This is a genomic window from Spirillospora sp. NPDC048823 (genome assembly GCF_043198445.1).
Taxonomy (GTDB): domain Bacteria; phylum Actinomycetota; class Actinomycetes; order Streptosporangiales; family Streptosporangiaceae; genus Spirillospora.
The window spans coordinates 734251-759772 of the sequence record NZ_JBICUT010000001.1 but is presented as its reverse complement, the minus strand read 5'-3'; the positions used below and the strand labels follow the sequence as shown (position 1 = coordinate 759772).

General features: G+C 72.9%; 22 protein-coding genes. 12 read left to right on the top strand and 10 right to left on the bottom strand.

Going from position 1 to position 25522, the window contains the following annotated elements:
• The first annotated feature begins 63 nt into the window (after positions 1–63).
• The 5 genes from ACGFK0_RS03315 (at position 64) to ACGFK0_RS03295 (ending at position 4587) form a co-directional block, all read left to right on the top strand.
• Positions 64–1143, top strand: a complete 1080-nt coding sequence (locus tag ACGFK0_RS03315; protein ID WP_392899341.1) for an STM4014 family protein — start codon at positions 64–66, stop codon at positions 1141–1143.
• Positions 1140–1931, top strand: a complete 792-nt coding sequence (locus ACGFK0_RS03310) for an STM4013/SEN3800 family hydrolase (RefSeq protein ID WP_392899605.1) — start codon at positions 1140–1142, stop codon at positions 1929–1931. Before ACGFK0_RS03315 ends, ACGFK0_RS03310 begins: the two co-directional genes overlap by 4 nt.
• The gene (locus tag ACGFK0_RS03305; protein WP_392899339.1) at positions 1928–3211 is read left to right on the top strand and encodes an STM4012 family radical SAM protein; all 1284 of its coding nucleotides are present in this window, start codon (positions 1928–1930) and stop codon (positions 3209–3211) included. The genes ACGFK0_RS03310 and ACGFK0_RS03305 overlap by 4 nt, the downstream gene beginning before the upstream one ends.
• A complete protein-coding gene (locus ACGFK0_RS03300) occupies positions 3211–4065 on the top strand; it encodes an STM4011 family radical SAM protein (RefSeq protein WP_392899337.1) in 855 nt (284 codons plus the stop codon). The genes ACGFK0_RS03305 and ACGFK0_RS03300 overlap by 1 nt, the downstream gene beginning before the upstream one ends.
• A 135-nt stretch (positions 4066–4200) precedes the next feature.
• Positions 4201–4587, top strand: coding sequence for an ATP-binding protein (locus ACGFK0_RS03295; RefSeq protein WP_392899334.1), 387 nt, complete (start codon positions 4201–4203; stop codon positions 4585–4587).
• Positions 4588–4678: 91 nt separating this feature from the next.
• Here ACGFK0_RS03295 and ACGFK0_RS03290 read toward each other — a convergent pair whose 3' ends face one another.
• From ACGFK0_RS03290 to ACGFK0_RS03280, 3 genes are all read right to left on the bottom strand, one after another.
• Positions 4679–5746 carry a DUF6745 domain-containing protein gene (locus ACGFK0_RS03290; RefSeq protein ID WP_392899332.1) on the bottom strand — a complete coding sequence of 356 codons (1068 nt, stop codon included), beginning with the start codon at positions 5744–5746 and terminating at the stop codon, positions 4679–4681.
• A gap of 11 nt (positions 5747–5757) precedes the next feature.
• On the bottom strand, positions 5758–6084 hold the full coding sequence (locus ACGFK0_RS03285; RefSeq protein WP_392899329.1) for a hypothetical protein: 327 nt from the start codon (positions 6082–6084) through the stop codon (positions 5758–5760).
• A gap of 82 nt (positions 6085–6166) precedes the next feature.
• The gene (locus ACGFK0_RS03280) at positions 6167–7498 is read right to left on the bottom strand and encodes a threonine/serine exporter ThrE family protein (RefSeq protein WP_392899602.1); all 1332 of its coding nucleotides are present in this window, start codon (positions 7496–7498) and stop codon (positions 6167–6169) included.
• A 238-nt stretch (positions 7499–7736) separates the two neighbouring features.
• Between ACGFK0_RS03280 and ACGFK0_RS03275 the strand changes: the two genes are divergently transcribed.
• Positions 7737–9830, top strand: coding sequence for a RecQ family ATP-dependent DNA helicase (locus tag ACGFK0_RS03275; RefSeq protein WP_392899327.1), 2094 nt, complete (start codon positions 7737–7739; stop codon positions 9828–9830).
• 389 nt (positions 9831–10219) lie between these two features.
• Positions 10220–11245, top strand: a complete 1026-nt coding sequence (locus tag ACGFK0_RS03270; RefSeq protein WP_392899324.1) for a LysR family transcriptional regulator — start codon at positions 10220–10222, stop codon at positions 11243–11245.
• Positions 11246–11383: 138 nt separating this feature from the next.
• On the opposite strand, the gene ACGFK0_RS03265 is transcribed toward ACGFK0_RS03270, so the two are convergent.
• Positions 11384–12307: a carbohydrate kinase family protein gene (locus tag ACGFK0_RS03265; RefSeq protein WP_392899321.1), complete on the bottom strand. Its 924-nt coding sequence runs from the start codon at positions 12305–12307 to the stop codon at positions 11384–11386.
• 168 nt (positions 12308–12475) lie between these two features.
• Here ACGFK0_RS03265 and ACGFK0_RS03260 point away from each other — a divergent pair, with 168 nt between their 5' ends.
• Positions 12476–14977: a GNAT family N-acetyltransferase gene (locus ACGFK0_RS03260; protein ID WP_392899319.1), complete on the top strand. Its 2502-nt coding sequence runs from the start codon at positions 12476–12478 to the stop codon at positions 14975–14977.
• Between the two features lie 6 nt (positions 14978–14983).
• On the opposite strand, the gene ACGFK0_RS03255 is transcribed toward ACGFK0_RS03260, so the two are convergent.
• Positions 14984–15313, bottom strand: coding sequence for a hypothetical protein (locus ACGFK0_RS03255; protein ID WP_392899317.1), 330 nt, complete (start codon positions 15311–15313; stop codon positions 14984–14986).
• Between the two features lie 144 nt (positions 15314–15457).
• Here ACGFK0_RS03255 and ACGFK0_RS03250 point away from each other — a divergent pair, with 144 nt between their 5' ends.
• The 3 genes from ACGFK0_RS03250 (at position 15458) to ACGFK0_RS03240 (ending at position 18105) form a co-directional block, all read left to right on the top strand.
• The gene (locus ACGFK0_RS03250; RefSeq protein ID WP_392899314.1) at positions 15458–16051 is read left to right on the top strand and encodes a DUF5998 family protein; all 594 of its coding nucleotides are present in this window, start codon (positions 15458–15460) and stop codon (positions 16049–16051) included.
• A 19-nt stretch (positions 16052–16070) separates the two neighbouring features.
• Positions 16071–17183, top strand: a complete 1113-nt coding sequence (locus ACGFK0_RS03245; RefSeq protein ID WP_392899599.1) for an alkaline phosphatase family protein — start codon at positions 16071–16073, stop codon at positions 17181–17183.
• Between the two features lie 91 nt (positions 17184–17274).
• The gene (locus ACGFK0_RS03240) at positions 17275–18105 is read left to right on the top strand and encodes a sulfurtransferase (RefSeq protein ID WP_392899311.1); all 831 of its coding nucleotides are present in this window, start codon (positions 17275–17277) and stop codon (positions 18103–18105) included.
• Between the two features lie 60 nt (positions 18106–18165).
• Here ACGFK0_RS03240 and ACGFK0_RS03235 read toward each other — a convergent pair whose 3' ends face one another.
• From ACGFK0_RS03235 to ACGFK0_RS03220, 4 genes are all read right to left on the bottom strand, one after another.
• Positions 18166–20685, bottom strand: a complete 2520-nt coding sequence (locus ACGFK0_RS03235) for a CHAT domain-containing protein (protein ID WP_392899309.1) — start codon at positions 20683–20685, stop codon at positions 18166–18168.
• Entirely contained in the window at positions 20682–21131 is a 450-nt protein-coding gene (locus tag ACGFK0_RS03230; RefSeq protein WP_392899307.1) for a hypothetical protein, read from the bottom strand. Before ACGFK0_RS03230 ends, ACGFK0_RS03235 begins: the two co-directional genes overlap by 4 nt.
• Positions 21128–21670, bottom strand: coding sequence for an RNA polymerase sigma factor (locus ACGFK0_RS03225; protein ID WP_392899306.1), 543 nt, complete (start codon positions 21668–21670; stop codon positions 21128–21130). Before ACGFK0_RS03225 ends, ACGFK0_RS03230 begins: the two co-directional genes overlap by 4 nt.
• A gap of 70 nt (positions 21671–21740) precedes the next feature.
• Positions 21741–22958 (bottom strand): S8 family serine peptidase, encoded by a 1218-nt coding sequence (locus tag ACGFK0_RS03220; RefSeq protein ID WP_392899304.1) that lies wholly within the window; start codon positions 22956–22958, stop codon positions 21741–21743.
• 318 nt (positions 22959–23276) lie between these two features.
• Here ACGFK0_RS03220 and ACGFK0_RS03215 point away from each other — a divergent pair, with 318 nt between their 5' ends.
• The gene (locus ACGFK0_RS03215) at positions 23277–23771 is read left to right on the top strand and encodes a DUF3145 domain-containing protein (protein ID WP_392899301.1); all 495 of its coding nucleotides are present in this window, start codon (positions 23277–23279) and stop codon (positions 23769–23771) included.
• A gap of 288 nt (positions 23772–24059) precedes the next feature.
• Here ACGFK0_RS03215 and ACGFK0_RS03210 read toward each other — a convergent pair whose 3' ends face one another.
• Positions 24060–25367: a beta-ketoacyl-[acyl-carrier-protein] synthase family protein gene (locus tag ACGFK0_RS03210; RefSeq protein WP_392899299.1), complete on the bottom strand. Its 1308-nt coding sequence runs from the start codon at positions 25365–25367 to the stop codon at positions 24060–24062.
• Between the last annotated feature and the right edge of the window lie 155 nt (positions 25368–25522).

Below are 25522 nucleotides of genomic sequence, written 5' to 3'. Positions count from 1 at the left end.
GTTCTGCCGTCCGTCCCGAACGCCGCCACAGGGCCGGGCGCGCGGCATGAACGCAGGGCCGCAATGACGTTCGTCGTGGTGGGGACACCCGGTGACCGGCGTCCCGAGCTGTTCGCGGCGGCGTGCCGGTCGTGCGGGCTGCCCGAGCCGCGTCTGGTGCCCTGGACGGACGTACTGCGCGGCGCCGAGATCGTCCTTGAGCCGGGGGAACTTCTCCGGATCGACTCGCCGGGCGAGGACCGTGAGGCGGACGCGCTGCTGCGCGGCCCCGGCCACCCCGCCCGCGTGGGCGGCGGCGCACGCTGGCACCGGACGTTCACGGCGGCGCTGCGACGTCTGGCGGCCGCGGCCTCGGCCTCCGGGGCGCGGCTCCTCGGCGACACCGAGGAGATCGGGATCATGTTCGACAAGCGGCTCTCGCATGCGCGGATGCTGGCGGCGGGCGTCCCCGTCCCGCCCGCTCTGCCGGATGTCGATGGCTATACGGTGCTTCGTGCGCGGATGGACGAGGCGAGGGAGCGGCGGGTGTTCGTCAAACCGGCGCACGGCTCGTCCGGGGCCGGGGTCGTCGCGCTGCAGACCGCCCCCGGCCGGGTGCGGGCCGTCACGTCGGCGGCGAGGACGCCGGACGGCCTGCTCAACTCGCTGCGCGTCCGCGCGTACGAGACCGAGGACGAGGTCGCGGCGCTCATCGACGCGCTCGCGCCCGGCGGCCTGCACGTGGAGCGGTGGCTGCCGAAGGCCATGGCCGGAGGGCGGGCGTTCGACCTGCGCGTCGTCGTCATCGGCGGTGAACCCACGCACGCGGTCGTCCGGACGAGCCGCCATCCCATGACCAACCTGCATCTGGGCGGTGTCAGGGGAGACCTGGGCACGGTGCAGCGGGCGCTTGGCGAGGACGGCTGGAAACGGGCGCTGGACGTGTGCGCGCGGGCCGCCGCCTGTTTCCCGGGCAGCCTGATGGTCGGCGTCGACCTGCTCATCGGCATGGGGCTGAAGCGGTTCGCGGTCGCCGAGGTGAACGCGTTCGGTGATCTGCTGCCGCGTGTCACCGGCCTGCCCGGCGGCTCCGCCGAAGGCGCCGACACCTATACCGCCCAGGTCAGGGCCGTCCTAGCGGGGAGCGGTGCGTGCGCGACATGAACGCGGTCGTCGGCAGCCACGACCTGCTGCTGGTGACGCTCGACACGCTCCGCTACGACGTGGCCGCTGAACTGGCCGCGGCTGGGGAGACGCCCACCCTCGCCGGGCTGCTTCCAGATGGCCGGTGGGAGCGCCGCCACACGCCGGGGAGCTTCACCTACGCCGCGCACGCCGCGATGCTGGCGGGCTTCCTGCCGACGCCCGCGTCGCCTGGGCCGCATCCACGGCTCTTCGCCGGCGCGTTCCCGGGCAGCGAGACGACCACCCGCGGGACGTGGACGTTCGACGCCCCCGACCTTCCCTCGGGGCTCGCCGCCGACGGGTACCACACGGTCTGCGTGGGCGGTGTCGGGTTCTTCAACAAGCTGACGCCCCTCGGATCCGCGCTCCCGTCGCTGTTCGCCGAGAGTCACTGGGAGCGCGAGTTCGGAGTGACCGACGCGGAGTCGCTGCCCAACCAGATCGACCGCGTCGCCGAGATCGTGGCACGCCTGCCCGCCGACCGGCGCCTGTTCCTGCTGGTGAACGTCGCGTCCTTGCACCAGCCCAACTGGTTCTACCTGGACGGCGCGACGCCCTCGGACGGAGACACGCGCGCCAGCCATGCCGCAGCGCTCCGGCATGTCGACGCACACATCGGCCGGCTGTTCGACCTGATGCGCCGTCCCTGCTTCGTCATCGTCTGCTCCGACCACGGGACGGCGTACGGAGAGGAGGGCCACACCGGGCACCGCATCGGCCACGAAGTCGTGTGGACCGTTCCGTATGGGGAGTTCGTTCTGTCATGACGCCCTACCAGGGGTACGTGTACGCCTATCCGCACAAGACCGCCTACCGGCCGCTGGACCCGCCACCGCTCCTGCGCGACGTATGGGCGGGGGAGGCGATCGACACGCTCTTCCTCTACCTCCACGTGCCGTTCTGTGAGATGCGGTGCGGCTTCTGCAATCTGTTCACCCGCACTGGCGCCCCCGAAGAGTTGACCGGCGCCTACCTGGACGCACTCGACCGGCAGGCCACCGCCGTCCTGGACGCGCTCGGCAGTGATGCCTCGTTCGCCACGTCGGCGTTCGGCGGCGGCACACCGACCTACCTCACCGCGCCTGAACTGGAACGGCTCTGCGCCATCGCGGGACGGTTCCCAGGATTCGGCGCGACTCCCCTGGGCGTGGAGACCTCCCCGGCGACGGCCACCACCGACCGCCTCACCGTCCTCGCCGAACACGGAACGACCCGGATCTCCATCGGCGTGCAGAGTTTCCTGGACGACGAGGCACGCGCGGCCGTCCGCCCCCAGAAACGCGCCGAAGTCGAGGCGGCGCTGGACCGTATCCGTGCGGTGGGCTTCCCGACCCTCAACATCGACCTCATCTACGGCATTGACGGCCAGACACCCGTGACATGGGTGCACTCCCTGAACGCCGCGCTTGCCTGGAACCCCGAGGAGATCTACCTCTACCCCCTCTACGTCCGTCCGCTGACCGGCCTCGGACGCCGTGCGCAAGACTGGGACGACCAGCGCCTCACCCTCTACCGGATCGGCCGGGACCATCTCCTGTCCCAAGGCTATGAGCAGGTGTCGATGCGGATGTTCCGCCTTCCCGGCGACACGGCCAACGGCACCGAGTACTGCTGCCAGACCGACGGCATGGTGGGCCTGGGCTGCGGTGCCCGCTCCTACACGTCCCGCCTCCATTACTCGTTCGAGTACGCGGTCGGGGCGAGCCAGGTGCGATCCATCATCGACGACTATGTGCGCGAGGACGACTTCACGACAGCGCGTGTGGGCCTCGAACTGGACGACGATGAACGCCGCCGACGGCACCTCGTCCAATCGCTCCTGCAGGCGTCCGGCCTCGACCGGACCGACTACCGCGCGCGCTTCGGCACCGATCCGCTGGACGACTTCCCCGCCGACCTCAAGTCGTTCGACGACCGCGGATGGCTGGACACGTCCGGCGGCGCCCTGCGGCTGACTCCGGAAGGGCTCGCCTACTCCGACGCCATCGGCCCCGCCCTGTTCTCACCTCGCGTCCAGGCGCGGATGGCCTCCTACGAGGCGCGGTGATGGAGCACCTAACGATCCTCTACCGGGGGCCGCTCGCCAGTTGCGACTACGACTGCCCGTACTGCCCGTTCGCCAAGCGCCGCGACACACCGGAACAACTCCGCGCCGACCGGGCCGCGCTGGAACGCTTCACGGAATGGGTCTCCCGCCAGGACCATCGTGTCTCCGTCCTGTTCACGCCGTGGGGCGAGGGGCTCGTCCGGTCCTGGTACCGGCGCGCCCTCACCGACCTGAGCCACCTCCCGCACGTCGACCGCGTCGCGATCCAGACCAACCTGAGCCACCGCGTGTCGTGGACGTCCGGCGCCGACCTGTCCCGCCTGGCGCTGTGGGCGACCTACCACCCCGGCCAGGTGCCCTACGAGCGCTTCCTCGGCAAATGCCGCGACCTGGCGGCGCGCGGGGTGCGGTTCAGCGTCGGGATCGTCGGGCAGCCCGAACACCTCGACGCCGCCCGGCGCCTCCGCGCCGACCTGCCCGCCGGGACGTACCTGTGGGTCAACGCCGCCGAGGGACGCGTCTACGACGACGCCGAGGCCGCCTCCTGGACCGGCATCGACCCCCTGTTCCCGGTCAGCCGGCACCCGCATCCCAGCCGCGGCCTCGCGTGCCGCACGGGCGAGACCGTCGTGTCCGTCGACGGTGACGGCACGGTGCGCCGCTGCCATTTCGTCCCGGCGGTGCTGGGCAACCTCTACGACGGCTCGTTCAGGGACGCCCTCGCGCCGCGCCCGTGCCCCCTCGGCACGTGCGACTGCCACATCGGCTATGTCCACCTTGAGCCACTCGGCCTCTACGGCACGTTCGCGGGAGGCGTCCTCGAACGCATTCCGGCCCTGCTCGGCCGTGAGTGATCCGGCGGCGGCGATCGGGGAAGGAAACCGGCGGTGACCCCGACGCGAACCGGAAACGGCATTGAGTCCAGATTCCGTGCACGACCGTCTCAGAGAGCGCATGCTTGCGTTAGCCGGTGAATTTTAGGCGGTTTCGTGGACCATCGACAGCGACCCCACTTCGTCCTCGCGCTCGAACCGGTCGACGCGGCCGTGCGCGCGGCGCGCGACTCCGTGCGCGCGGCCCTGGAGGGGTGGGACCGCCAGGACGTCAACGGCGACCTGGAACTCATCACCAGCGAACTCGTCACCAACGCGATCCGCCACGCGAACACCGTCACGCTCGTCATCTACCTGCCCGACGACAAGACCGCCATGGTCGAGGTGTGGGACGACAACCCGGACGGGCCGACGGTGCCCATCGTGGACTTCCAGGCCGAAGGCGGCCGTGGCCTCATGCTCGTCGGCGCGCTGTCACGGTCCTGGGGGTGGCGCTCCACCTCCGACGGAAAGGTCACCTGGGCGCAGACGGCGGCCCCCTGAAGGCGAGAGGGGGGCGGGCGTCCCTTGGCGACTGGGGAAGTGCGACCAGGGGACACCCGCCGGGCCGGGACGAACCCGGCCGTCCGCAGGCTCAGGTCTGCTTCTCGGGGTGGTAGTCGGCCTCGTCCACACCGAACGTCCAGGCGACGCCCGCGCGCGCTGTGCGGGTGGTCGGCGGGACGCGCAGATAGTAGGTGCGGTGCGTGCCGTCCGGTTCGGGTGTCGAGTTGACCACCTCCACCATGACGAACGGTTCGTCGCCGGGCAGGTCGATCGACCACAGGACACCGGTCTCGTCCTGATGCAGGGGACGCGCGCCGGTCTCGGCCAGATAGCGGTCGTAACCGAAGATCTCCAGCATCACCCGGCGCAGCTCGGCGTTGTCTTCCGAGGTGATGCGGGCGGGCGTCAGGTCGGTCAGCGATTCGATGAAATCGGGCGGGATCGGCATGCCGCGCCAGGCGTGCAGTGCGAACCCGTCCGGGTAGGCGAGGGCCGGGCCGTCGCCCCGGTGCAGCCGCCCCGGCTCGTCACGATGCAGGTCGCAGGGGCGTTCCGTCAGGATCACCAGCCGCTCGTACGGCCACCACCAGCCGGCGGAACGGGCGACCTCCGCGAGGCCGGCGAGCGGGCCGTCGAGCCGCCCGAGCGTCTCGAACAGCGCCAGCCACGGCGCGTCATGCTGGCCGAGGACCGCGTCGAGCGTCGCGCCCCGCAGCACGGACGAGGCCGCCTCCGCCCGCGGTGACGCCTCGGGCCCGTCCAGTGCCAGGTCACCGATGGCGCCGCGCACGCGCGCGACGAGTGCCTGCACCTGGTTCCACAGCAGGCCGCCCGTTTCGGCCCACACCCGCGGCCACTGCTCCGGCCCCTGTTCGGAGCAGGCCGCGGTGCGTTCCGCCTCCCATGGACGCGTCCGCACCTCTTTCAGGACGCTCGCGCCCGCGTCGCCGCGCCTGTTCAGGACGGCCGCCGTGACGGCTCCGCGCGCGGGGGAGGGCATCCACAGGTACCGCTCGGGGGCGTCCAGCCCGGCGGCCGCGTAGGCGGCGGCGACGCCCGCCTCCGCCCGGTCGCGGTCGGCGGGCCCGGTGCCGAACGCCACCGACTGCCAGTCGGCGACCACGAAGTGCGATTCGCGCATTGTCCCGGTGAGCATCGCGACCTCCCTCAGTCGGCCACGACGCGGACGGCGCCGGGCACGTACTCGCGCTGGCGGACCACCCGGTACCAGCCCTTGGGCAGTGAGATCGCCGCGTGCTCCTCATGGACCAGCCGCCCGCCGGCCGGCAGGTGAAGGTGATCGGGAGTGAGCGGATCGGGGACGCGCAGCAGTGACCCGGGCGCGGCCAGCGCGTGCGCGTGCCCCGTGGCCTCGCCGAGGGCGAGGACCATGCGCCCCCGGCCGTCCCGCGGGGCGGGCGGCAGGTTCCGCACGGACTGCGGAACCGCCTCCTCCGGCACGGGCAGGATCAGGATGTCTCCCTGTCGGTACATACGGCGAACGTAACGTCCGCCACCGACAAAACGAGCACCGACAAAACGAGCACCGAGCACCGGCCCACGGCGATGGTGCGCGCTAGAAGCCGCGGGTGCGGCGGGCCGCGGGGCGGGCCCAGCGTCCGGACGCGCTCAACCCGACATGCTGGAACGCCCGGATGAATTCACCGCCGAGGTTGACGCCGGCGCCCAGGGCGAGGGCCACCGACACGGCGCCGATGAGGCTGAGCACCCCTGTCTCCGGTGACCCGGTGTTGAGTTCCACCATGCCCCGGTAGAGCGCCGTGCCCGGCAGAAGGGGGCCGATGGCCGGGACCACGTAGGGCATGACGGGATTACCGTGCCGGCGGGCGAGCCAGTTGGCCGCCACACCGACGACGGTGGCCGATACGGCCGCCGCCAGGACGGGCGGAAAACCCCATCCCCGCGTCAGGACGTAGAGCACCCAGATCAGCGCGCCGCCCAGGGCCGCGGCGAGCAGTACGTCCCGCGGAACGGCGAGGGACACCGCGAACGTGAGCGAGATCGCGGCGGCGGCGACGACCGCGACCGGCTCCAGCGTCGCCGGGGCGGTGGGCAGGTGGCTGACGTCGATCGGCGCGCCCAGGCTGACCGCGACGTAGACGACCGCGCCGAGCCCCGCGACGAGCGCCGCGACGATGAAGAAGACCTCCAGGACCCGGGCCCCGGCGCTGACCAGGTCGCCGGTGATGCCGTCCTGGATGCTGGCGACCAGGGGGCGTCCCGGCAGCAGGGCCAGGATCGCGCCCGTGACGATCGCGGCGGCCTGGCCGGGCTCGCCCACCGTCACCACGAGTATCGCGGCGGCCCCGGCGCCGATCGCGGCGGCGACCGCCAGCTGGAAGAACTCCGCGATTCCGCGGCGCGCCAGGACGGCGCCGGTCCGCTCGCCGAGGAGGGTGGCGGCGAACGCGGTGGTCGCCACGAGCGGTCCACCGCCGGCCAGCACACTGCCGGAGGCGCTGATGAGCCCCAGTGACGCGACCAGGAGCCAGGCGGGGTACGGGGCGCGGCCCCGCTTTATCTCCGCGAGCCTCATGTGGGCCTCGTCCAGCTCCAGCATGCCGATGGACGCGTCCTGGACGAGCTGGTGCAGCGCGGTGAGCCGCCAGTAGGCGGGGGTACGGCGCCGGATGGCCCGCGTCCCCGTCATGGGCGGTGCGCCCTTCCCCGGATGGGCCGACACCAGAATGCTGGTAAGCGTGACCTGGACCTCGCAGCGGGGGAGCTCGTAGGCGACGGCCAGCCCGAGCATCGCCTCGTTCACCCGCTCGGTCGTCTCGCCGCTGGCCAGCAGAAGCTCACCGACGCGCAGGACGAGGTCGATCGCCCGCGGGTCGACGGCCTCGCTGGGCTCCTCCTCGGGCGGTTCCGGCGGAACCCCGTCCATCAGGACCTGCCACGTCCGCCTCAGGCGGTGCGCCGCGTTCGACTCCCGCAGCCGTTCGGCCGCAACCGGCCCCAGCACGCGCTCCGCCGCGCCCATCCCCCGCTCGTGCCCCCTCGCAGTCGAACCGATCTTGGTAGGCAGGCTACCCGCGCCCCCCATGTCCCCAACCGCCGCGGCCCGCCATCCACAGAACACGATTCTGGTGCGTTGCCTTCCGAACCGCTGGTACCAAGGACGCATGAGCACTTCAGACGGACTGCGGGACGAGGCCGAGCGCTGCCTGCGCTCCCTCGCGGGCGACCACGCACGGCTCCGCGACGACCAGTGGACGGCGATCCGCGCCCTCGTCGTCGAGCGGCGCCGCGCCCTGGTCGTCCAGCGCACGGGCTGGGGCAAGTCCGCCGTCTACTTCGTGGCCACCCGGCTGCTCCGCGAGCGCGGCGCGGGCCCCACCGTGATCGTCTCGCCGCTGCTGGCGCTGATGCGCAACCAGATCGAGGCCGCCGGCCGCGCGGGCATCAACGCCCGCACGATCAACTCGTCCAACACCGGCGACTGGGAGCGGATCTTCGACGAGGTCGAGGAGGGCGCGGTCGACGTCCTCCTGGTCAGCCCGGAGCGGCTCAACAACCCCGACTTCCGCGACCTCGTCCTGCCCAAGCTCGCCGCCGGGGCCGGGCTCGTCGTCGTCGACGAGGCGCACTGCATCTCCGACTGGGGCCACGACTTCCGCCCCGACTACCGGCGGCTGCGCACCCTGCTCGCCGAACTGCCGCCCGGCATCCCGGTGCTCGCCACCACCGCGACCGCCAACGCCCGCGTCACCCAGGACGTCGCCGAGCAGCTCGCCGGCGACGATGCCCTCGTCCTGCGCGGCGCCCTCGAACGCGAGTCGCTGCACCTGGCCGTCGTCGCGCTCCCCACCGCCGAGCAGCGCATCGCCTGGCTGGCCGAGCACCTCACCGACCTCCCCGGCTCGGGGATCATCTACACGCTCACCGTCGCCGCCGCCCATGAGATCACCGGCCACCTGCGCGACCGCGGCCACGAGGTCGCCGCCTATTCGGGCCAGACCGAGCAGGCCGAGCGCCTCCAGGCCGAGCAGGACCTGCAGGACAACAAGCTCAAGGCCCTCGTCGCCACCAGCGCCCTCGGCATGGGCTTCGACAAACCCGACCTCGGTTTCATCGTCCACGTGGGGGCGCCGCAGTCCCCGGTGGCCTACTACCAGCAGATCGGCCGCGCGGGCCGCGGAGTCGACCGCGCCGAGGTGATCCTCCTGCCCGGCCGGGAGGACCGCGACATCTGGGCCTACTTCGCCGGCCTCGCGTTCCCACCGGAGCCCGTCGTCCGCGACACCCTCGACGTCCTGGAGACCGCCGGCCGCCCCCTGTCCACCGGCGCCCTGGAACCACTGGTCGACCTCAACCGAGCCCGCCTCGAAATGATGCTCAAGGTCCTCGACGTGGACGGCGCCGCCCGCCGCGTCAAGGGAGGCTGGACGGCCACCGGCCTGCCCTGGGCCTACGACCGCGAACGCTACGAACGCGTCACCGCGGAACGCCGCCGCGAACAACAGGCGATGCTCGACTACATCGCGACCCCGGCCTGCCGGGAGGAGTATCTGCGCCGCCAGCTGGACGACCCCGCCGCCGCCCCCTGCGGCCGCTGCGACAACTGCACGGGCCGTCACTGGCCGGCCGACGTCGGCCAGGAGAGCACGACCCGGGCCCGCGAGCGCCTCCACCGCCCAGGCGTCGACATAGCGCCCCGCCGCATGTGGCCCACCGGCGTCAAGGACGACCTGGGCGTCTCCGGCCGCATCAAGCCCGGCCTCCAGGCCGAGACGGGCCGCGCCCTGGGCCGTCTCACCGACATCGGCTGGGGCAACCGCCTGCGCGAGCTGTTCTCCGCCGACGACTCCGACGTTCCCGCCGACCTGGTCGACGCCGTCGTCAAGGTCCTCGCCGCCTGGGACTGGCCCGCCCGCCCCACCGGCGTCGTCACGATCGGCTCCCGCTCCCGCCCGCGCCTGGTCGGCACCTTCGGCCACCGCATAGCCGAGATCGGCCGCCTGTCCTACCTGGGCGAACTCGCCCCCGTCGGCGAGCCGGTCCCGCGCCGCCACAACAGCGCCCAGCGACTCCGCTCCGTCTGGCACACCCTGGCCGTCCCCGCAGGCCTGGCGGAGGCCCTCCCCGAGAACCCGGGCCCCATCCTCCTGGTCGACGACCGGGTCGAGACCGGCTGGACGATGACCGTGGCCACCCGCCTGCTGAAGGAGTCCGGCGCCGGCCGCATCCTCCCCCTGACCCTCGCCACCCCCAACTAGGTCGACCGGTGACGACCGTCCGGCGCCCGCGCGCCCCCGTGGGCGCGGGCGGGACGATCGGGCCGGCCCGTGCGCGCGGCCCCGCGCACGGGCCGGCGTCCGGCCCCGGCGCCGCGGCGGAGAAGTGCCGCGGCGAACGGGAGTCGGGTCGCCGGGCGGCGGCCCCGGCGGCCGGCACCGCCGGGGCACGCCCGGGAGCGCCGCCGTCCTTGCTGGACGGAGTGACGGCGGCGGGGGAGTGGCTCGCACGAGGAAGTGTTCTAGAGGTTAGAAAACTCTGTCCAGTTGTTTGGAAGTACATCTTGAGATAAGTTCAGCGGGAAATGTCATCATTTACCGCTCAACTAACCAATCGGCCATTTGATGGACAGGTAGTAATGTCGCTCCCCGTGTCGCCGACCTTTGACGCGCTCCTGGAATGCCCGTCCGGGCTGTTGGACATGACGTTCGACCAACTGCGGACGCTTCTGGTGGTGCACGAGACGGGGTCCGCGCTGCGGGCCGCCCGCGTCCTGGGTCGTGAGCAGTCCAGCGTCCAGAAGCAGCTCGACACACTGAACCGCAACAGCCAGACACTCTGCGGCGAGGTCCTGACGGTCCGCCAGGGCCGCGGCAAGGACTTCCTGTTCACCCCGACCGGCGAGACCACGGTCGAACTGGCGTGCGAGACGTTCGGGAAATGGCTGGAGTCCATTCATTGGAGCCGGCGCCGCCTCGGCAGGATGCTCACCGTCGGCACCACCGAGTTCACCCTTCCGATCGTCTCCCGGGCCTGGAACCGCGTATCGGAGGAGTTCCGGCAGCGCGAGGTGGAGTTCAAGGTCGCCCACGTCCGCACCAAGGACCTGTGGTCGCGCCTGGAGACCCGCCAGGTGGACCTCATCTGCGGCAGCATCGTCAGCACCCCGGAGGGCGACCTGCGTTTCAAGGAGTACGAGGTCATCGAGTACGCCCGGGGCCAGGCCCTGCTGCTCACCAACCTGCCGGTGTCCGAGCTGCCGGACACGCCGGTGGAGACGAGCCGCCTCGCCGGCATCCCGCTGGTGGTCCCGCCCGCCGGCCTCGTCGCCGATCTGCTCGCCACCTGGTACGGGGCGAACTTCCGCGACCGCCTCACCGTGGTCGCCGACATCGACGACGTGCACTACGGCCTCTCCCTGCTGCGCTCCGGCTTCGTCCGCGGCTGCATGATCGTCACCGGTTCGATCGGGCGCGGCATGGCGGCCCAGGACGAACCGGACACCGTCCCGCTTCGCGCCATCGGCCTCCACGACGACCTGGAGCCGAAGGCGGAGCTCATGACCGGCGCCTTCGTCCGCCGCGCGGACTTGGAACGCTACGACGCCGGCCACCCCCTCAACCGCCTGTGGGCGGCCGTGCGGGAGGACGTCCGGACCTATACCCCGGTCGCCTGACCCTGGCCGGGCAGCAACGCGGTTCGCCGTGGCGGTCGCCGATGAAGCGGGAAGCCGCGGAAATGCCGTCCCGGACGGGCCGACGCAGGACGAGTCGGCGCAGGACGGGGCCCCGGCCTCTTCAGGCCGGGGAGCGGGTCAATTGATCTGGTTGTCGACGACATCGAGGGTCGGACGGGCGCCCAGGTTCTTCATGGCCTGCGCGCCGAGGCGGCAGCCGGCGGTGAGGGCGTCGGCGGGCTGCTTCCCGTCCAGCCACGGGGGCAGGAAGCCCGCGACGAACGCGTCGCCGGCGCCGGTGCCGTCGGCGATCTTCTCGACGGGTTCGGCGGCCACGGTGATGGGTTCGGGGCGGCCGTTGGTGTACCAGAGGGCGCCGTCGGCGCCGGTCTTGATGACGACCTGCGGGTACCAGGCGGTGAGGACCTTGGCGGCCTGCTCGGGCGTGTCGCGGCCGGTGAGGATCTCGGCCTCTTTGGCGTTGACGACGAGGAGGCGGGCGCCCTGCGTCCATTCGAGGAAGGGCTCGGCGCCCATCCGCTTGAGGGGGGAGGACGAGCCGCCGTCCACCGAGACCGACATCTGCGCCTTGCGGGCGAGCTCCAGAGCGTGGATGGCGGCCTTCCGGGAGCCCTCGTTGATCAGGGCGTAGCCGGACAGGTGCAGGTGGGTGCCCTGGGAGAACAGGTCCCTGCAGCGCTCGATGTCCTCGGGGAGGAGCGCCGCGTTGGCGCCCGGGTCGGACAGCATCGTCCGGTCGCCTTTGTGGGTGACCATCACCACACAGGTGCCGGTGGGACGGTCGCCGTCCATCACGAGGCGGGCGTCGACGCCGTACCCCATGAGTTCCATGTCTCGGTTCCGGCCCGCGATATCGGAGCCGCGGCGGCCGACGAAGGCGACGTCGATCCCCTCCACGGCGAGCCAGGCGGCCACGTTGGCGCCGGAGCCGCCTCCGTGGATCGACACGGCGGCCGGCGTGTCGCTCCCCTTGGCCAAGGGGTAGGCGGCACGCGCCACGGTGTCTGTCATTAGATCGCCGACCACGACCACGCGCGTCATGGAGTCATCACCTCGATCAACACGGCCCGCGCGAGCGGCAATTCAGGGCGTGTGGACGACCGTAACAGCTCTTGAGCCCCGAATAGGTCTCGAACGCGCAGCGAAAGTGGGGAAGCAGAATTTTTCCTGGCGCGGGCGCCCGCGGGTCCGTGCCTTACCCTCGGGTACGTGACCGAGCGTTACCCGGATCAGTGGGAGGCCGACGTCGTCCTCAGCGACGGCGGGACGGCCCATCTGCGTCCTATACGGCCCGGTGACGGCGGGTTGCTGCGCGAGTTCCATGCGCGGCTGTCCCCGGAGTCGATCTACTACCGGTTCTTCTCGCCGCGCCCGCACCTGTCGGACCGTGATGTCGCGCACTTCACGACCGTCGATCACGACCGGCGGGTCGCGCTGATCGCCACGATCGGGGAGGTGATGGTGGCGGTCGTCCGCTACGACCTGCTGAGCGACCGGCAGGAGACGGCGGAGGTCGCGTTCCTCGTGGAGGACGCGCATCAGGGGCGCGGTCTCGGGCCGGTGCTGCTGGAGCACATCGCGGCGGCGGCGCGGGAGCGGGGCGTGCGCCGGTTCGTGGCGAGCGTCCTGCCCGACAACCGGCGGATGACCCGGGTGTTCCGCGAGGCGGGGTACCGGGCGGAGCAGCGGTTCGAGGAGGGCGTGATCGAGCTCGTCCTGGACCTGGAGCCGACCGACACGTCGATGGAGGTCATGACGGCCCGCGAGCACCGGGCGGAGTCGCGGTCGATCCAGCGGCTGCTGTTCCCGCGTTCGGTGGCGGTGATCGGGGCGAGCCGGGCCGAGCACAGCGTCGGGCAGACCGTGCTGCGCAACCTGCTGGCCGGGGACTTCAGCGGGCCGGTGTACCCGGTGCATCCGACGGCGGTGGCCGTGGCGGGGGTGCGGGCGTACGCGTCCGTCCTGGAGATTCCCGACGATGTCGATCTCGCGGTCGTCGCGGTGCGGGCGGACGCCGTCCACGAGGTCGTGGAGCAGTGCGCGAGCAAGGGCGTCCGGGGTCTGATCGTCGTGTCGTCGGGTTTCGGTGAGATCGGCGATGAAGGACGTGCCCGGCAGGAGGAACTGGTGCGGCTCGCGCGCGCCTACGGGATGCGCGTCGTCGGGCCCAACTGCCTCGGCATAGCCAACACGGACACGGACGTCCGGCTGAACGCGACGCTGGCGCCGACGATGCCGGGACGGGGGCCGGTGGGCTTCTTCTCCCAGTCCGGTGCGCTCGGCATCGCGATCCTGCAGCGGACGGCCGAGCGCGGCCTCGGCCTGTCCACGTTCGTCTCCGCCGGGAACCGGGCGGACGTGTCGGGCAACGACCTCCTGCAGTACTGGGAGGAGGACCCGGCGACCAAGGCCGTCCTGCTGTACCTGGAGTCACTGGGCAACCCCCGCAAGTTCGCGCGGCTCGCGCGCAGGCTCGGCCGCCGCAAGCCGATCGTGGCCGTCAAGAGCGGCCGCAGCACGCAGGGCGTCCCGATCGGGCATGCGGCACGCGCGCTGACCCTGCCCGACCACGCGGTCAGTGCGCTGTTCGAGCAGGCCGGCGTGATCCGGGTGGAGGACCTGTCGGAGCTGTTCGACGTGGCGCAGGTACTGGCCTACCAGCCGCTCCCGGCCGGCGACCGCGTCGCGATCATCGACAACTCCAACTCGCTGGGGCTGCTGGCGCAGGACGAGGCGGTGGCGCTCGGGCTGGACGTCAGGCCCCGCATCGACCTCGGGCCGCGCGCGGACGCCGACGACTACGAGGCGGCGCTCGCCTCGGCGCTGGCGGACGACACCGTCGACGCGGTGGTGGCGCTGTTCACGCCCCCGACGATCGGGGGCTACGACGTGCGCGTCCCCGAGAAGATCCTCCGGCTGGCCGCCGGGAGCGCGAAGCCGATCGTGGCGACCTATCTGGGCACCGAGGGCATGCCCGCCGACCTGCGCGTCACCGGGCCGGACGGGATGGCCGCGGAGGGCTCGGTGCCGTCCTACACCTCACCGGAGGACGCCGTCAGGGCGCTGGCGTACGTCATCCGGTACGCGCAGTGGCGGCAGCGCCCCGCCGGGCACACCGCGGAGCTGGACGGTGTGGACCGCGACCGCGCGCGGGAGCTGGTCGCGGAGTGGCTCAACGCCGGCGACGACGCCGGCGACGACGGCGAGGAGGGCGCAGGCGGCCCCGGTGGCTCCGGCGGCCCGGTGGAGGCCACGCCGAAACAGGCGGCTGAGCTGCTGTCCTGCTACGGCATCGAGATCGCCGGGGGCGGGGACGCCGACGGGGTGCCGACCTGCATCGTGATCAGGGAGGACCATTCGTTCGGCGCGCTGGTGTCGTTCGGCATCGCCGACGAGACCGCCGCCCTGCTGGACGACCGCGCCTACCGGCTGTCGCCCCTCGCGGACGTGGAAGCGGCGGAGATGATCCGCGCCATCCGGACGGCTCCGCTGCTGCTCGGCCACCGCGGCGCGGAGCGGGTGAACCTGAAGGCCCTGGAGGGACTGCTGCTGCGCGCGTCCCGCCTCGGCTACGACCTTCCCGAGGTGGCGCGCCTGGAACTCGACCCGGTCGTCGCGGACGCCTCCGGTGTCACGGTGCGCCGGGTGGCACTGACCTTGGAGCGTCCGCTGGGGCCGCGTCCCGAACTGGGGCCGCGCCGGCTGTCCTGACGTCCGTCAGGTGGGCGGGCCCGGCGGGTTCGGCGGGCCGGGCCCCGGCGTCGGCGGGATGGGATCGGGCTCCGGGCCCGGCGGGACCGGGTCGGGGTCGGGTGCGGGAGGGCTCGGCTCGGGCGCGGGGCCCGGCGGTGTGGGCTCCGGCGGCGGGCCCGGCGGGACGGGTTCGGGCGACGGCCCCGGCGGGACGGGCCCCGGCGGCTGCGGCGCGGGTTTCGGGGACGGTCCGGGCGGCGGCTCGGTGGGCGGCACCAGCGGTTCGGGGGCGGGCGCCGGATCCGGGGTGGGCGGCGGGACCGGCTGCGGAGTCGGAAGCGGCTTCTCGTCCATGCTCGTCCCGTACCCGCATGCCGGTCCCGTACCCCGCGGCCGGTTCCGTGCCCGGCGGCCGGTTCCGTGGCCGCGGCCGGCTGAATGACCGTGCGCCGGGACCGTCATGTGCACGTCCGGCCCTGAACAGGGCAGGATGGGGCCATGAGGGAAACCCGAGCGACGGTGAGCGGTCTGCGCACGGCGATCGACCGCAGCGGTTACTACCCGGCCCTGGTCGCGGACGCGGTCGAGTCGGCCGTTGGAAACGAGCCCGTCGTCGCCTATGTGGTCCACCATGAGGCGACGTTCGACCCGGCGATGGAGGTGCGGCGCCATGTGACCGTGCTCGTCCTGTCGGCGAGCCGGCTGCTGGTGTGCCACACCGACGAGCACCCGCCGGGTGAGGGCATGGCCCGTCCGCACGCGTCCACGACCACCGAGGCAGTCAAGCTGGAACGCGTCCAGTCGGTCGCGGTGACACGCGTCGTCCCGGACCCGGCGTCGTACGTGCCGGGCGTGCCGCCGACGGAGGTCGTGCTCACCATCGGCTGGGGCGCCATCGCCCACATCGATCTCGAACCCGCGACGTGCGGCGACGAGAACTGCGAGGCCGACCACGGCTACACGGGCAGCGTCACGTCCGACGACCTCTCGCTGCGGGTCAGCGAGGCCGCCGACGGCGCCGACGCCGTCGGCCATGTGCTGGCGTTCGCCGAGGAGCTGTCGGCGGCGGTGTCCGAGACGCCGGCCCGGTGACCGGGTGACGGCTCCGAGCATGGAGCCGCCCGTTCCCCGGTACGGGGCGGGCGCGCTCGCCGATCTCCCGTTGTCGGTGCTGGCATCGCTCGGTGTCCCGGACGCGGCGAACGTCCTGGATCTGCCCGCGCTGCCGCGCGCGTGCGTCCTGCTGGTCGACGGCCTCGGCTGGGAGCAGCTCAAGGCCCATCCGGACGAGGCCCCGTTCCTGAACGCGATGGAAGGCGGCCCGATCACGGCCGGGTTCCCGGCGACGACGGTCACCAGCCTGGCTTCCCTGGGGACGGGCGCCCCGCCGGGCGCGCACGGGCTGCTCGGTCTGCAGATGGCGGTCCCGGCCACCGGCAGGCTGCTCAACTGCCTGCTGTGGAAGGACGACGACGCCGATCCGGAGACGTTCCAGCCCGTCCCGACCGTGTACGAGCGGGCGGCGGCGGACGGCGTCGAGACCGGGTACGTCTCGCTGCGGCAGTACCGCGGGTCCGGTCTGAGCCGTGCCACCACCCGAGGCGCCCGTTATCTGAGCGCCGAGAGCCTCGGCCAGCTCGTCGGGCGGATCGAGCTGGCGCTGCGCCGCGGCGACCGCTCGTATGTCACCGCCTACCACGCCGACCTGGACGCGACAGGCCACCGTTTCGGTGTCGCCTCCCACGACTGGCGGCATCAACTCCGGTTCGTGGACGTCCTCGTCCAGCAGATCGCGGCCGTCCTGCCTCCCGGGTCGGCGCTTTACGTGACGGCCGACCACGGCATGGTCGACCCCACCGAACGCGTCGACGTCGATACCGTTCCCGAGTTGCACGAGGGCGTGGCCCTTCTGGGCGGGGACGCACGCGCCCGGTACGTCTACAGCGAGCCGGGCGCCCACGGGGACGTGCTCGCCGCATGGACGGCCCTGCTCGGCGACCGGGCATGGGTGCTCCCGCGCGAGGCGGCCGTGGAGGGCGGCTGGTTCGGCCCGCTCGGCCCGGGGATGCTGGAACGCATCGGCGACGTGGTCGCGGTCCCGCACGCCGATCTGGCGATCGTGGCGTCCGAGCGGGAACCGTGGCTGAACCGGATGGTCGGCATGCACGGCTCGCTCGTCCCCGCGGAGCAGCTCGTGCCGCTGCTGAGCACGACCCGGTCCTGACATCCTGCGATATGGCACGAGCCAGGGGAGATGTGAGATGAACCCGGATTCGCCCCTCCCTAATCCGGGTGCCGACGGTCAAACTGGCGATGTGCACCCTCTCATCGAAGTGCCCGCGTTGGACCGGCTGCTCCGGCGGCAGACGCCCGTGGTCCTGCTGGACGTCCGATGGCATCTGGCGGGGCCCCCGGGGATCGAGTCCTATCGCAAGGGGCACCTGCCCGGCGCCGTCTTCGTCGACCTCGACCGCGACGTGGCCGGGCCGCCGGGGCCCGGTGGCCGCCATCCCCTCCCCGAACCCGTCGCCTTCGAGTCGGCCATGCGCCGCGCCGGCGTCTCGGAGGACAGCCGCGTCGTGGTCTATGACGACGCTGACTCCATGGCCGCCGCGCGGGTGTGGTGGTCCCTGCGGTACTTCGGCCATGAGCGGGTCCGGGTCCTGGACGGCGGTTACCACGCCTGGACGGAGGCGGGCCGGCCGGTGAGCACGGTCGAACCCGACGTGAAGCCGGGCGACTTCATCGCCGACCCGGGCCGGCTGCCCGTCCTGGACGCCGAGGGCGCCGCCGAACTGGCCACGGCCGGGGTTCTCCTCGACGCCCGCGCCGCCGAGCGGTACCGCGGCGAACAGGAGCCGGTCGACCCCGTCGCCGGGCACATCCCGGGCGCCCGCAACGCCCCCACGTCCGGAAACGTCGGCGTGGACGGCCGGTTCCTGCCGCCCGACCTGCTGCGCGAGCGCTTCGCCGAGCTCGGCGCCACGGACGCCCTCGACGTCGGCGCGTACTGCGGCTCCGGGGTGACGGCCGCGCATGAGATCCTCGCGCTCAACCTCGCCGGCATCCCCGCCGCCCTCTACGTGGGCTCCTGGTCCGACTGGGTGACGGATCCGTCCAACCCGGTCGCCACCGGCGACGGCTGACCGGGTCGCCACCGGCGACGGCTGCTCGGGCGGCCGCCGCCGGTGGCGGCCTCGCGGTCGTCAGCCGGCGCCCAGGCACAGGAACCCGGCCACTCCCGGGGGGCGCGGGATCGCCGCGAGGGCGTGCGCCGGGGCGTGGCCGGCGGCCACGGCGGTGTGGAAGGCGGACATGAACTCCGGGGTCGCCGCGTCGCGGACCGGTGCGACGCTGGCGATGACCGTGGCGGTGCCCAGGGCGAGGAGGGCGCCCGCCATGCCGAGCACGGCGTCGCCTTCGCCGGCGCGGCCGATGTCGCACGCCGACAGGACGAGCATGCCCGGCGGGGCGGTCAGCTCGTCCAGGTCGTGGACGATCAGCGGCCCGTCGGCGAGACGCAGCCGTGAGAACAGGGGGTTGCCCTCACGGAACTCACCGTGGGCGGCTAAGTGGGCGATGAGGGCGCCGTCGAGGGCGTCCCGGACCGGTTCCGCGCGGGCGTCCGAGCCGTCCAGGACGATCGCTCGCGGGTGGATGCGTCGCAGGGCGGCGACCTCATGTTCGGCGTGGTGGAGGTCGGGGCCTGCGGCGAGGACGACGTGCCCGTCCCCGCGGCCGGGTTCGCAGGCGCGGAGCCAGGCGCCGGCGGACGGGACGACCGTGAAGGGGCGTCCGGCCAGCGACGGGAGCACGGCCCAGGGGAGGCTGTGCAGCGCGCCGGTCGGGGCGATGACGAGTTCCCGGTCGCCGATGTCGTGTCCCGGCGGGCCGAGCAGTTGCCGGTCGAGCCGCGCGGCGGCGCTGGTGAGGGCGGAGAGCTCCTCCGGGGAGTCGCCGGCGGCGAGGCGGCGGACGGCGAAGCGGATCAGGCCGGTCTCCCGGACGGCGTCGGCGCACGTCCCGAGGTGATGGCGGCTGACCTGGCCGCCGGCGACGGTCACCGCGTGCAGTTCGGAACCGATCGAGATCATCTCGACGAGGGCGCGGTCGCCGAGCGCGGCGGCGATCTCGCCGATGCCGGGGGAGTGCGGCGGGGACGCACCCGACGGGCGGCGCCGCGTCCGTGCGCGCACCACCGCCTCCAGGTCCGCCACGTCGTCCGGCGGGACCGGCGGGACGTCTCCCCGGGCCATGCCCGCGGTGTGCTCGACGCTGAGGGCGCGCAGCGCGGTCAGCGCCGCGGCCCGCTCGGGGTCCCGGGGAGGGCGGACCCGGGCCGGGCGCGCGATCGCCCGCCGCCGTTCCTCGACGGCGAGCAGTTCCGGCGCCGAGCACGCCAGGCCGAGGCCGAGTTCGGACAGTTCGGTGGCGAATCCCATCGCGCGGGCCCGCAGGTCCAGCGCACCGAGCGCCTCCGCGTGGTCTTCGGTCACCTGGAGCCCGGCCCTGACCGCCTCTACCGCGCCCCCATGGTCGGCGCGTGCGGCGCGTTCGAGGGCGACGGCGTGCCAGGCGGCGATCTGGGCGGACGCGGAGCCGCGCGATCGCCCGACCGGTGACAGCAGGTGCCCGGCGGGTCTGCCCAGCGCCAGCGCCACGCGCGCGGCGACGATACGGGCCTCGTCGGCGGCATCGGACCATCCGCCGCCTTCCAGCCGCGCGGCCGTGGCCTCCGCCGAACGGAGCAGGACGGCCGAGCGTTCACCGGACGCCCACCGTGCCCTGAGCAACACGTGCTCGGCCAGCAGCATCCACCCCGTCCGTTCCTGTTCGGCGAACATGGCGCGCGCTCGTTCGGCCGCGTCCGTGCACCGCTCGGGACTCCCGTCGGCCAGTTCGGCGTGGGCGAGAAGGAGGAACCCGTCCGCGATGTCGCACCCGTAGCCGTTCACCGTGGCGGCGTCCAGGGCCGCCACGAGGACGGGACGCGCCTCGCCTGGCAGTCCCGCCATGATGAGGGTCTCCGCCTGATCGAACCGGCATTGCGCCAAGCGTTCACCGGTCAAGTGGGGTTCGGCCTCGGCGAAGAGCCCGAGCGCGCGCGGGACGTCCCCACGCCGCGACACCACGAAAGCGAGATTGCCCTTGGACATCGCCGCCTGGTGACGCAGCCCGGCGGCCTCACCGACGGCGACCGCCTCCGCCAGAGCCGTCTCCGCGCCGTCGAAATCGCCACGGAACGCCAGTGCGAGCCCAAGGTTGGTGAGCAGGCCGTTGAGCACGGCCGGATCGTGTCCCTCCCTTAGGCGGGGCAGGGCTCGGGTGGCGACTTCGCGTGCCTCGTCCAGCCGCCCTGCCCTCGCCAGAGCGCACGCCTTGTTGGCGGCCAGACGGTCTGCGTCCGGGCCCTGCAGGACGATCTCCGCCCCATGCGCGTGAACGAGGGCTTCAGAGACGTCACCGCGTGCCGTGAGCAGGCCGACGAGATTCATCCGCACCTGCGCCGCCGAGTACGCGTCGTCGGCGCCGCCGGCCGCCTCCAGGGCACGGTGAAGGAAGGCGAGGCCCTCGTCCAGCCGCCCCAGCTCCTTGGCGGCCAGGCCGGCGATGCGCAGCGCGAGCACCCCGCCGCCCCGGTCGAGCAGGGCCATCGCCCGCGCGAAGGCGGTCTCCGGGTCCATCGCCGCCAGCAGGAGGAGTTCGCGCTCACCCGCCCCCGTCACAGGCGGATCCAGCTCGTGACGATCGTCGTGCCGTCGTCCAGCCGGAACACGAGGCTCACCAGGCCCGCCGGCACGCGCGGCACGCAGAACAGCCCGGCGGACTCGGCGCGCGTGCTGATCCCGTCCGGCGGCAGGTCCCGGTGCCGCACCTGGACGAGGCCGGACGACGACGGAACGAGCCGCCCGTTGATCTCGCGGTCCCGGCCGTTCTCCGACACCTCGATCTCCACCGTCGACCCGGGGCACGTGAAGGTCAGCACCCTGCCCGTCCCGCCGCGGACCCCGGCCGCGGTCCGCGCGGCCCGGTCCTGCGCCGGCTCCGCCAGCGTCGCGGACGGCGTCCGCCACGCGATCGACGCGCGCGCGGCGGCCAGGACGCTCTCCGGCACGGGATCCATGACCTCGAACGCGTGGCGGACGCCCGCCATCAGCTCATCGTCGTTCACCGGACGAGCCTCCGCAGCGCGTTCAGGCACCGCGCCCTGGTCGGGGCGACGCTGCCGACGGGAATCCCGAGCGCGGCGGCCAGCTCGGCGTGGCTCGACGCGAGCGCGAACAGCCGCAGCAGCGTCCGGCAGCGCCGCGGAAGCGACTCCAGGGCCGCACCGACCCGGCCCAGGCGCTCGCGGCCCAGCACGATCCGGTCGGGGCCCGGCTCCGGCGCCGGCGGCTCCGGTGCCCGCGGCGCAGGCACGACCGGCAGGTCGCGTCCCCGCCGGCGCACCAGGCGCAGGCTCTCGTTCCGCGCGGTCGTCGCCAGCCAGCAACCCGTCGCGGACGGATCGCGCAGCCCGTCGATCCGCTCCACCAGCCGCAGCCACGTCGTCTGCACCACGTCACCGGAATCGGCGTCGTTCAGCCCGTGCGAGCGCGCGATCGACCACAGCAGCCCGCTGTGCCGCTCGACCAGGCGGGCCCACGCGGCACCGTCGCCGTCGCGTGCCCGGACCACCAGCTCATCCGTGCCATCGTCCCAATGGACCACCGAAGTCTCCTCCCGAGGCCCCCCGCGAAGGTTAACCCTATGGCATGTACAGGTGACTCTGTGTTGGAAATTAACGCTTTGCGGTCGCGTCGTTCCCGGAGTCGACGACGACGCCGAGGCCCGGGAGGGCGGGGTGCGCCACCGGGTCGAGGACGCGGTCCGCCGCGTCGACCGCGTCGAGGCCCTCCGCCGCCGCGAGCCCCGCGATCCGGCCCGCCACCACCGGCGCCGCGAACGACGTCCCGCTCCACGTCGCGAAGCCGTCGAAGCGGTCGGGGTCGACGCCGCCCACGGGCGGACGCGTCCCGTCGAACCGCACGAACGCGCTGGCCACGTCCACGCCCTCCGCGCAGGCGTCCACCCACCAGCCGTGGTTGGAGAACCAGGCCCGGTCACCGCCGTCCAGCGCCGCGACACCGATCACCGGCTTCATCGCGGCGGGCCAGAACGGACGGTCCCCGGCCGCGTTCCCCGCGCACGCCACGACGACCGTCCGGCGGCCGAGCGCGGCGATCGCGCGCGCCAGCACCGGCGAGGGCCGGTCGTCGAAGGTATGGCACCCGAGCGAGATGTTCACGACGTCGGCCCGCCCCCACTCCGCCAGCCACTCCAGCGCCCGGATCACGTCCAGTTCGTCGCCGACCCCGTCGCCGCCGATGACGCGCCGGGCCCGCAGCCGGGCGGTGGGCGCGTGCCTCAGCACCACGCCCGCGACGAACGTGCCGTGCCCGGCCTGCGCGTCCAGGTCGAAGTCCAGGTCGGCGTCCAGGACCTCCCGGACCTCGTCGCGCTGCTCCCGGTACCACTCGGCGTCCTCGTACCACGGATGCGGCGACAGGCCGGTGTCCAGGATCGCGACGGTCACGTTCCGGCGCGCCGTGGCGGCCTCCGGCGCGGGCACCGGCGAGGCGGGGCGCGGCAGGTCCGCGGGCCCGCTCCACCACATCGGCTGCCCGTGGACGAGATGGTTCGGCGACACGCTCAGCCGGCGCCGCCGCCCGCCAGCCGCCGGCCCGTCCGAGCCGAGCGCGTCCGCGCTCAACCGGGCGGAGAGTTCGCACACGTCGACCTTCGCCGCCGGGCGCAGCCGCAGCCGCGTGACGGCGCGCTCGTCGTGACGCGAGTCGCACCAGCGCCGCACCAGGGTCTCGGCGGCGCCGGCGTCACGTCCGGCGACCAGGATCTCGTTCCGGCGGATCAGCGCCGGACGTCCCGGTACCGGCTCCACCACCACCGCGTCGGGATGCCGCGCCAGCACCCGCTCCAGCCGCGCCTGCTGATCGAACATCGGCCCTCGCTCTCGCCTTCGGTGTGTGCACCCATAGTGCCGGAACACACACGTTGGGTGATGGAGGTGGACGGGGATCGGCGGCCGGACGCGGCCTCACCGCGTTGTGCGCTTCTGCCTCGCGGGGGCCTGCCACCGGTTAACCTTGTCGGTCAGCGCCCGTGAATGTTGCGCATCCTGCGGTCAAGCGTTCAACAAACGCCGAACTCACGGTGGTGCGACACGTGCCGATGATGCACAATGAGGGACGCGGACGCCGACTTGGGACGTACGAGGCCGTAGGGGAAGACGAGCCTCGGTACAGATCCAGGAGGTCCGGTGACCGCACGTGGCGTCTTCTACGTCCACTCCGCGCCGCCTGCGCTGAGCCCTCACATCGAGTGGGCCGCCGCAGGTGTTCTCGGTGTGCCCGTTTCCCTTGAATGGGCGGATCAGGCGGCCGCGCCGGGAACGCTGCGCGCCGAGCTGCATTGGGAGGGCAGCCCCGGCACCGCCGCGGGCATCACCTCGGCGCTGCGAAATTGGAAGCTGGTGCGCTTCGAGGCCACCGAGGACCCCACCCCCGGCAGCGACGGCGTCCGCTTCAGCTTCACCCCGTCCCTGGGGGTGTTCACCGGCACCATCGGGGCCAGCGGCGACATCATGATCCCCGAGGACCGGCTCCGCTCCGTCATGGCCAACGCCGCCGTCGGCAAGATCACACTGGAGAACGAGCTGGAGCGTCTGCTCGGCACGCCGTGGGACAACGAACTGGAGCCCTTCCGCCGGGCCGGGGACGGCGCACCCGTCCGCTGGCTTCACGCGGCGGTTTAGTTCGCAGTGCCCTTGGCGTCAAGCGCTGCAGCGCTTGACGCCAAGGGCGCCGCGGCCCTACGTCGGCGGGCAATGCGGTGCGATCGCCGTCTCTCCCATGCGCCTCAGCCCACACCGCAACCCCGCGACAACCTGAGCAGTCGCGAACGCGTCCGAAGGCAGGTTTCGAGCGAAGCGAGAAACCTGATCGCGCAGCGAGCCTCTAGGCGAGCCGGAGCGATGCAGCGATCGCACCGCGGTTCCCGCCGAAGGAAGGCGCTCTAGCGCCTGACGCCAAGGGAACTGCAATCAGACACAGCGTTCGAAGGCGACGGAGACGTTGTGGCCGCCGAAACCGAACGAGTTGTTGAGCGCCGCGGCGGGGCCGCCCGGGATCTTGCGGGGCTCGTCGCGCACGATGTCCAGGTCGACGCCGTCGTCGACGTCCTCCAGGTTGGCGACGAACGGGATGAGCCCCTCCTTCAGCGCGAGGACCGTGAACAGCGACTCCAGCGCGCCGGCGCCGCCGAGCAGATGCCCGGTCATCGACTTGGTGGCGGTGACGGCGACCTGGGAGGCGGCCTCCTCGCCGAGCCCCGCCTTGATGGAGGCGAGCTCCGCGACGTCGCCGGCGGGGGTCGAGGTGGCGTGCGCGTTGATGTGCACGATGTCGGCGGCGTCCAGGCCGGCGTCCTTGAGGGCGCGCTGCATCGCCTTGGCCTGCCCGGAACCGCTCGGGTCGGGCAGCACGATGTCGTAGGCGTCGCCGGAGTAGCCGCAGCCGGCCGCGAAGCCGTTGATCTGCGCGCCGCGGGCGCGGGCGTGCTCCTCCGACTCCAGGATCAGCACGGCGGCGCCCTCGCCGAGCACGAACCCGTCGCGGTTCTTGTCGTAGGGACGGGACGCGCGCTCAGGCTCTTCGTTGCGGGTGGACATCGCCCGCATTGCGCCGAACGAGGCCATCTGCAGCGGGTGGATGCAGGACTCGGTGCCGCCGCAGATCACCACGTCGGCGCGGCCCGCGCGGATCATGTCGATCGCGTAGCCGACCGCCTCGCCGCTGGACGCGCAGGCGCTGACCAGGGCGTGCGAGCCGGCCATCGCGCCGAACTCGATGCCGACGTGCCCGGACGCGCCGTTCGGCATCAGCATCGGGACGGTGAAGGGCGAGACCCGCGACCAGCCCTTCTCCCGGTAGACGTCGTAGCTGTTGAGCGCGGTGTGCAGGCCACCGATGCCGCTGGAGAACACGACGCCGAGACGCTCACCGTCCACGGCGAAGCCGCCCTCGACGCCGGACTGCTCCTCCGGCTTCTTGGTCTTGCGGGAGGTGGGCGGGGCGAACCCCGCGTCGGTCCACGCCTCGCGGGCGGCGATCAGCGCGATCGACTGGTTGCGGTCGAGCCGGCGCAGCGCCTGCTTGGGCATGACCTCGGACGGGTCGACCTTCAGCGTCGCGGCGAACCGGACGGGCAGGTCCTCGACGCCCTCCCAGTCCAGTGTGCGGACCCCGGACTCGCCGGCGAGCAGGGCGGACCAGGTCGACGGTACGTCTCCGCCGAGTGGGGTCGTTGCACCGAGACCCGTCACGACGACTCTGGTCTGGCTCTTGCTCATAGCAGGTGCTCCTTGCGGACGGTGGGGAGAGGGCCGGGCGCGGCCCCCCCACCCGCCCCCCCCCGGGCGCCGCCCCCCCCCCCCCCCCCCAAGGAAGTGGGCCCGGGGGGGGGGTGTTGAAACAAAGTTATTTAATGAAATAACCAAGGAGATTG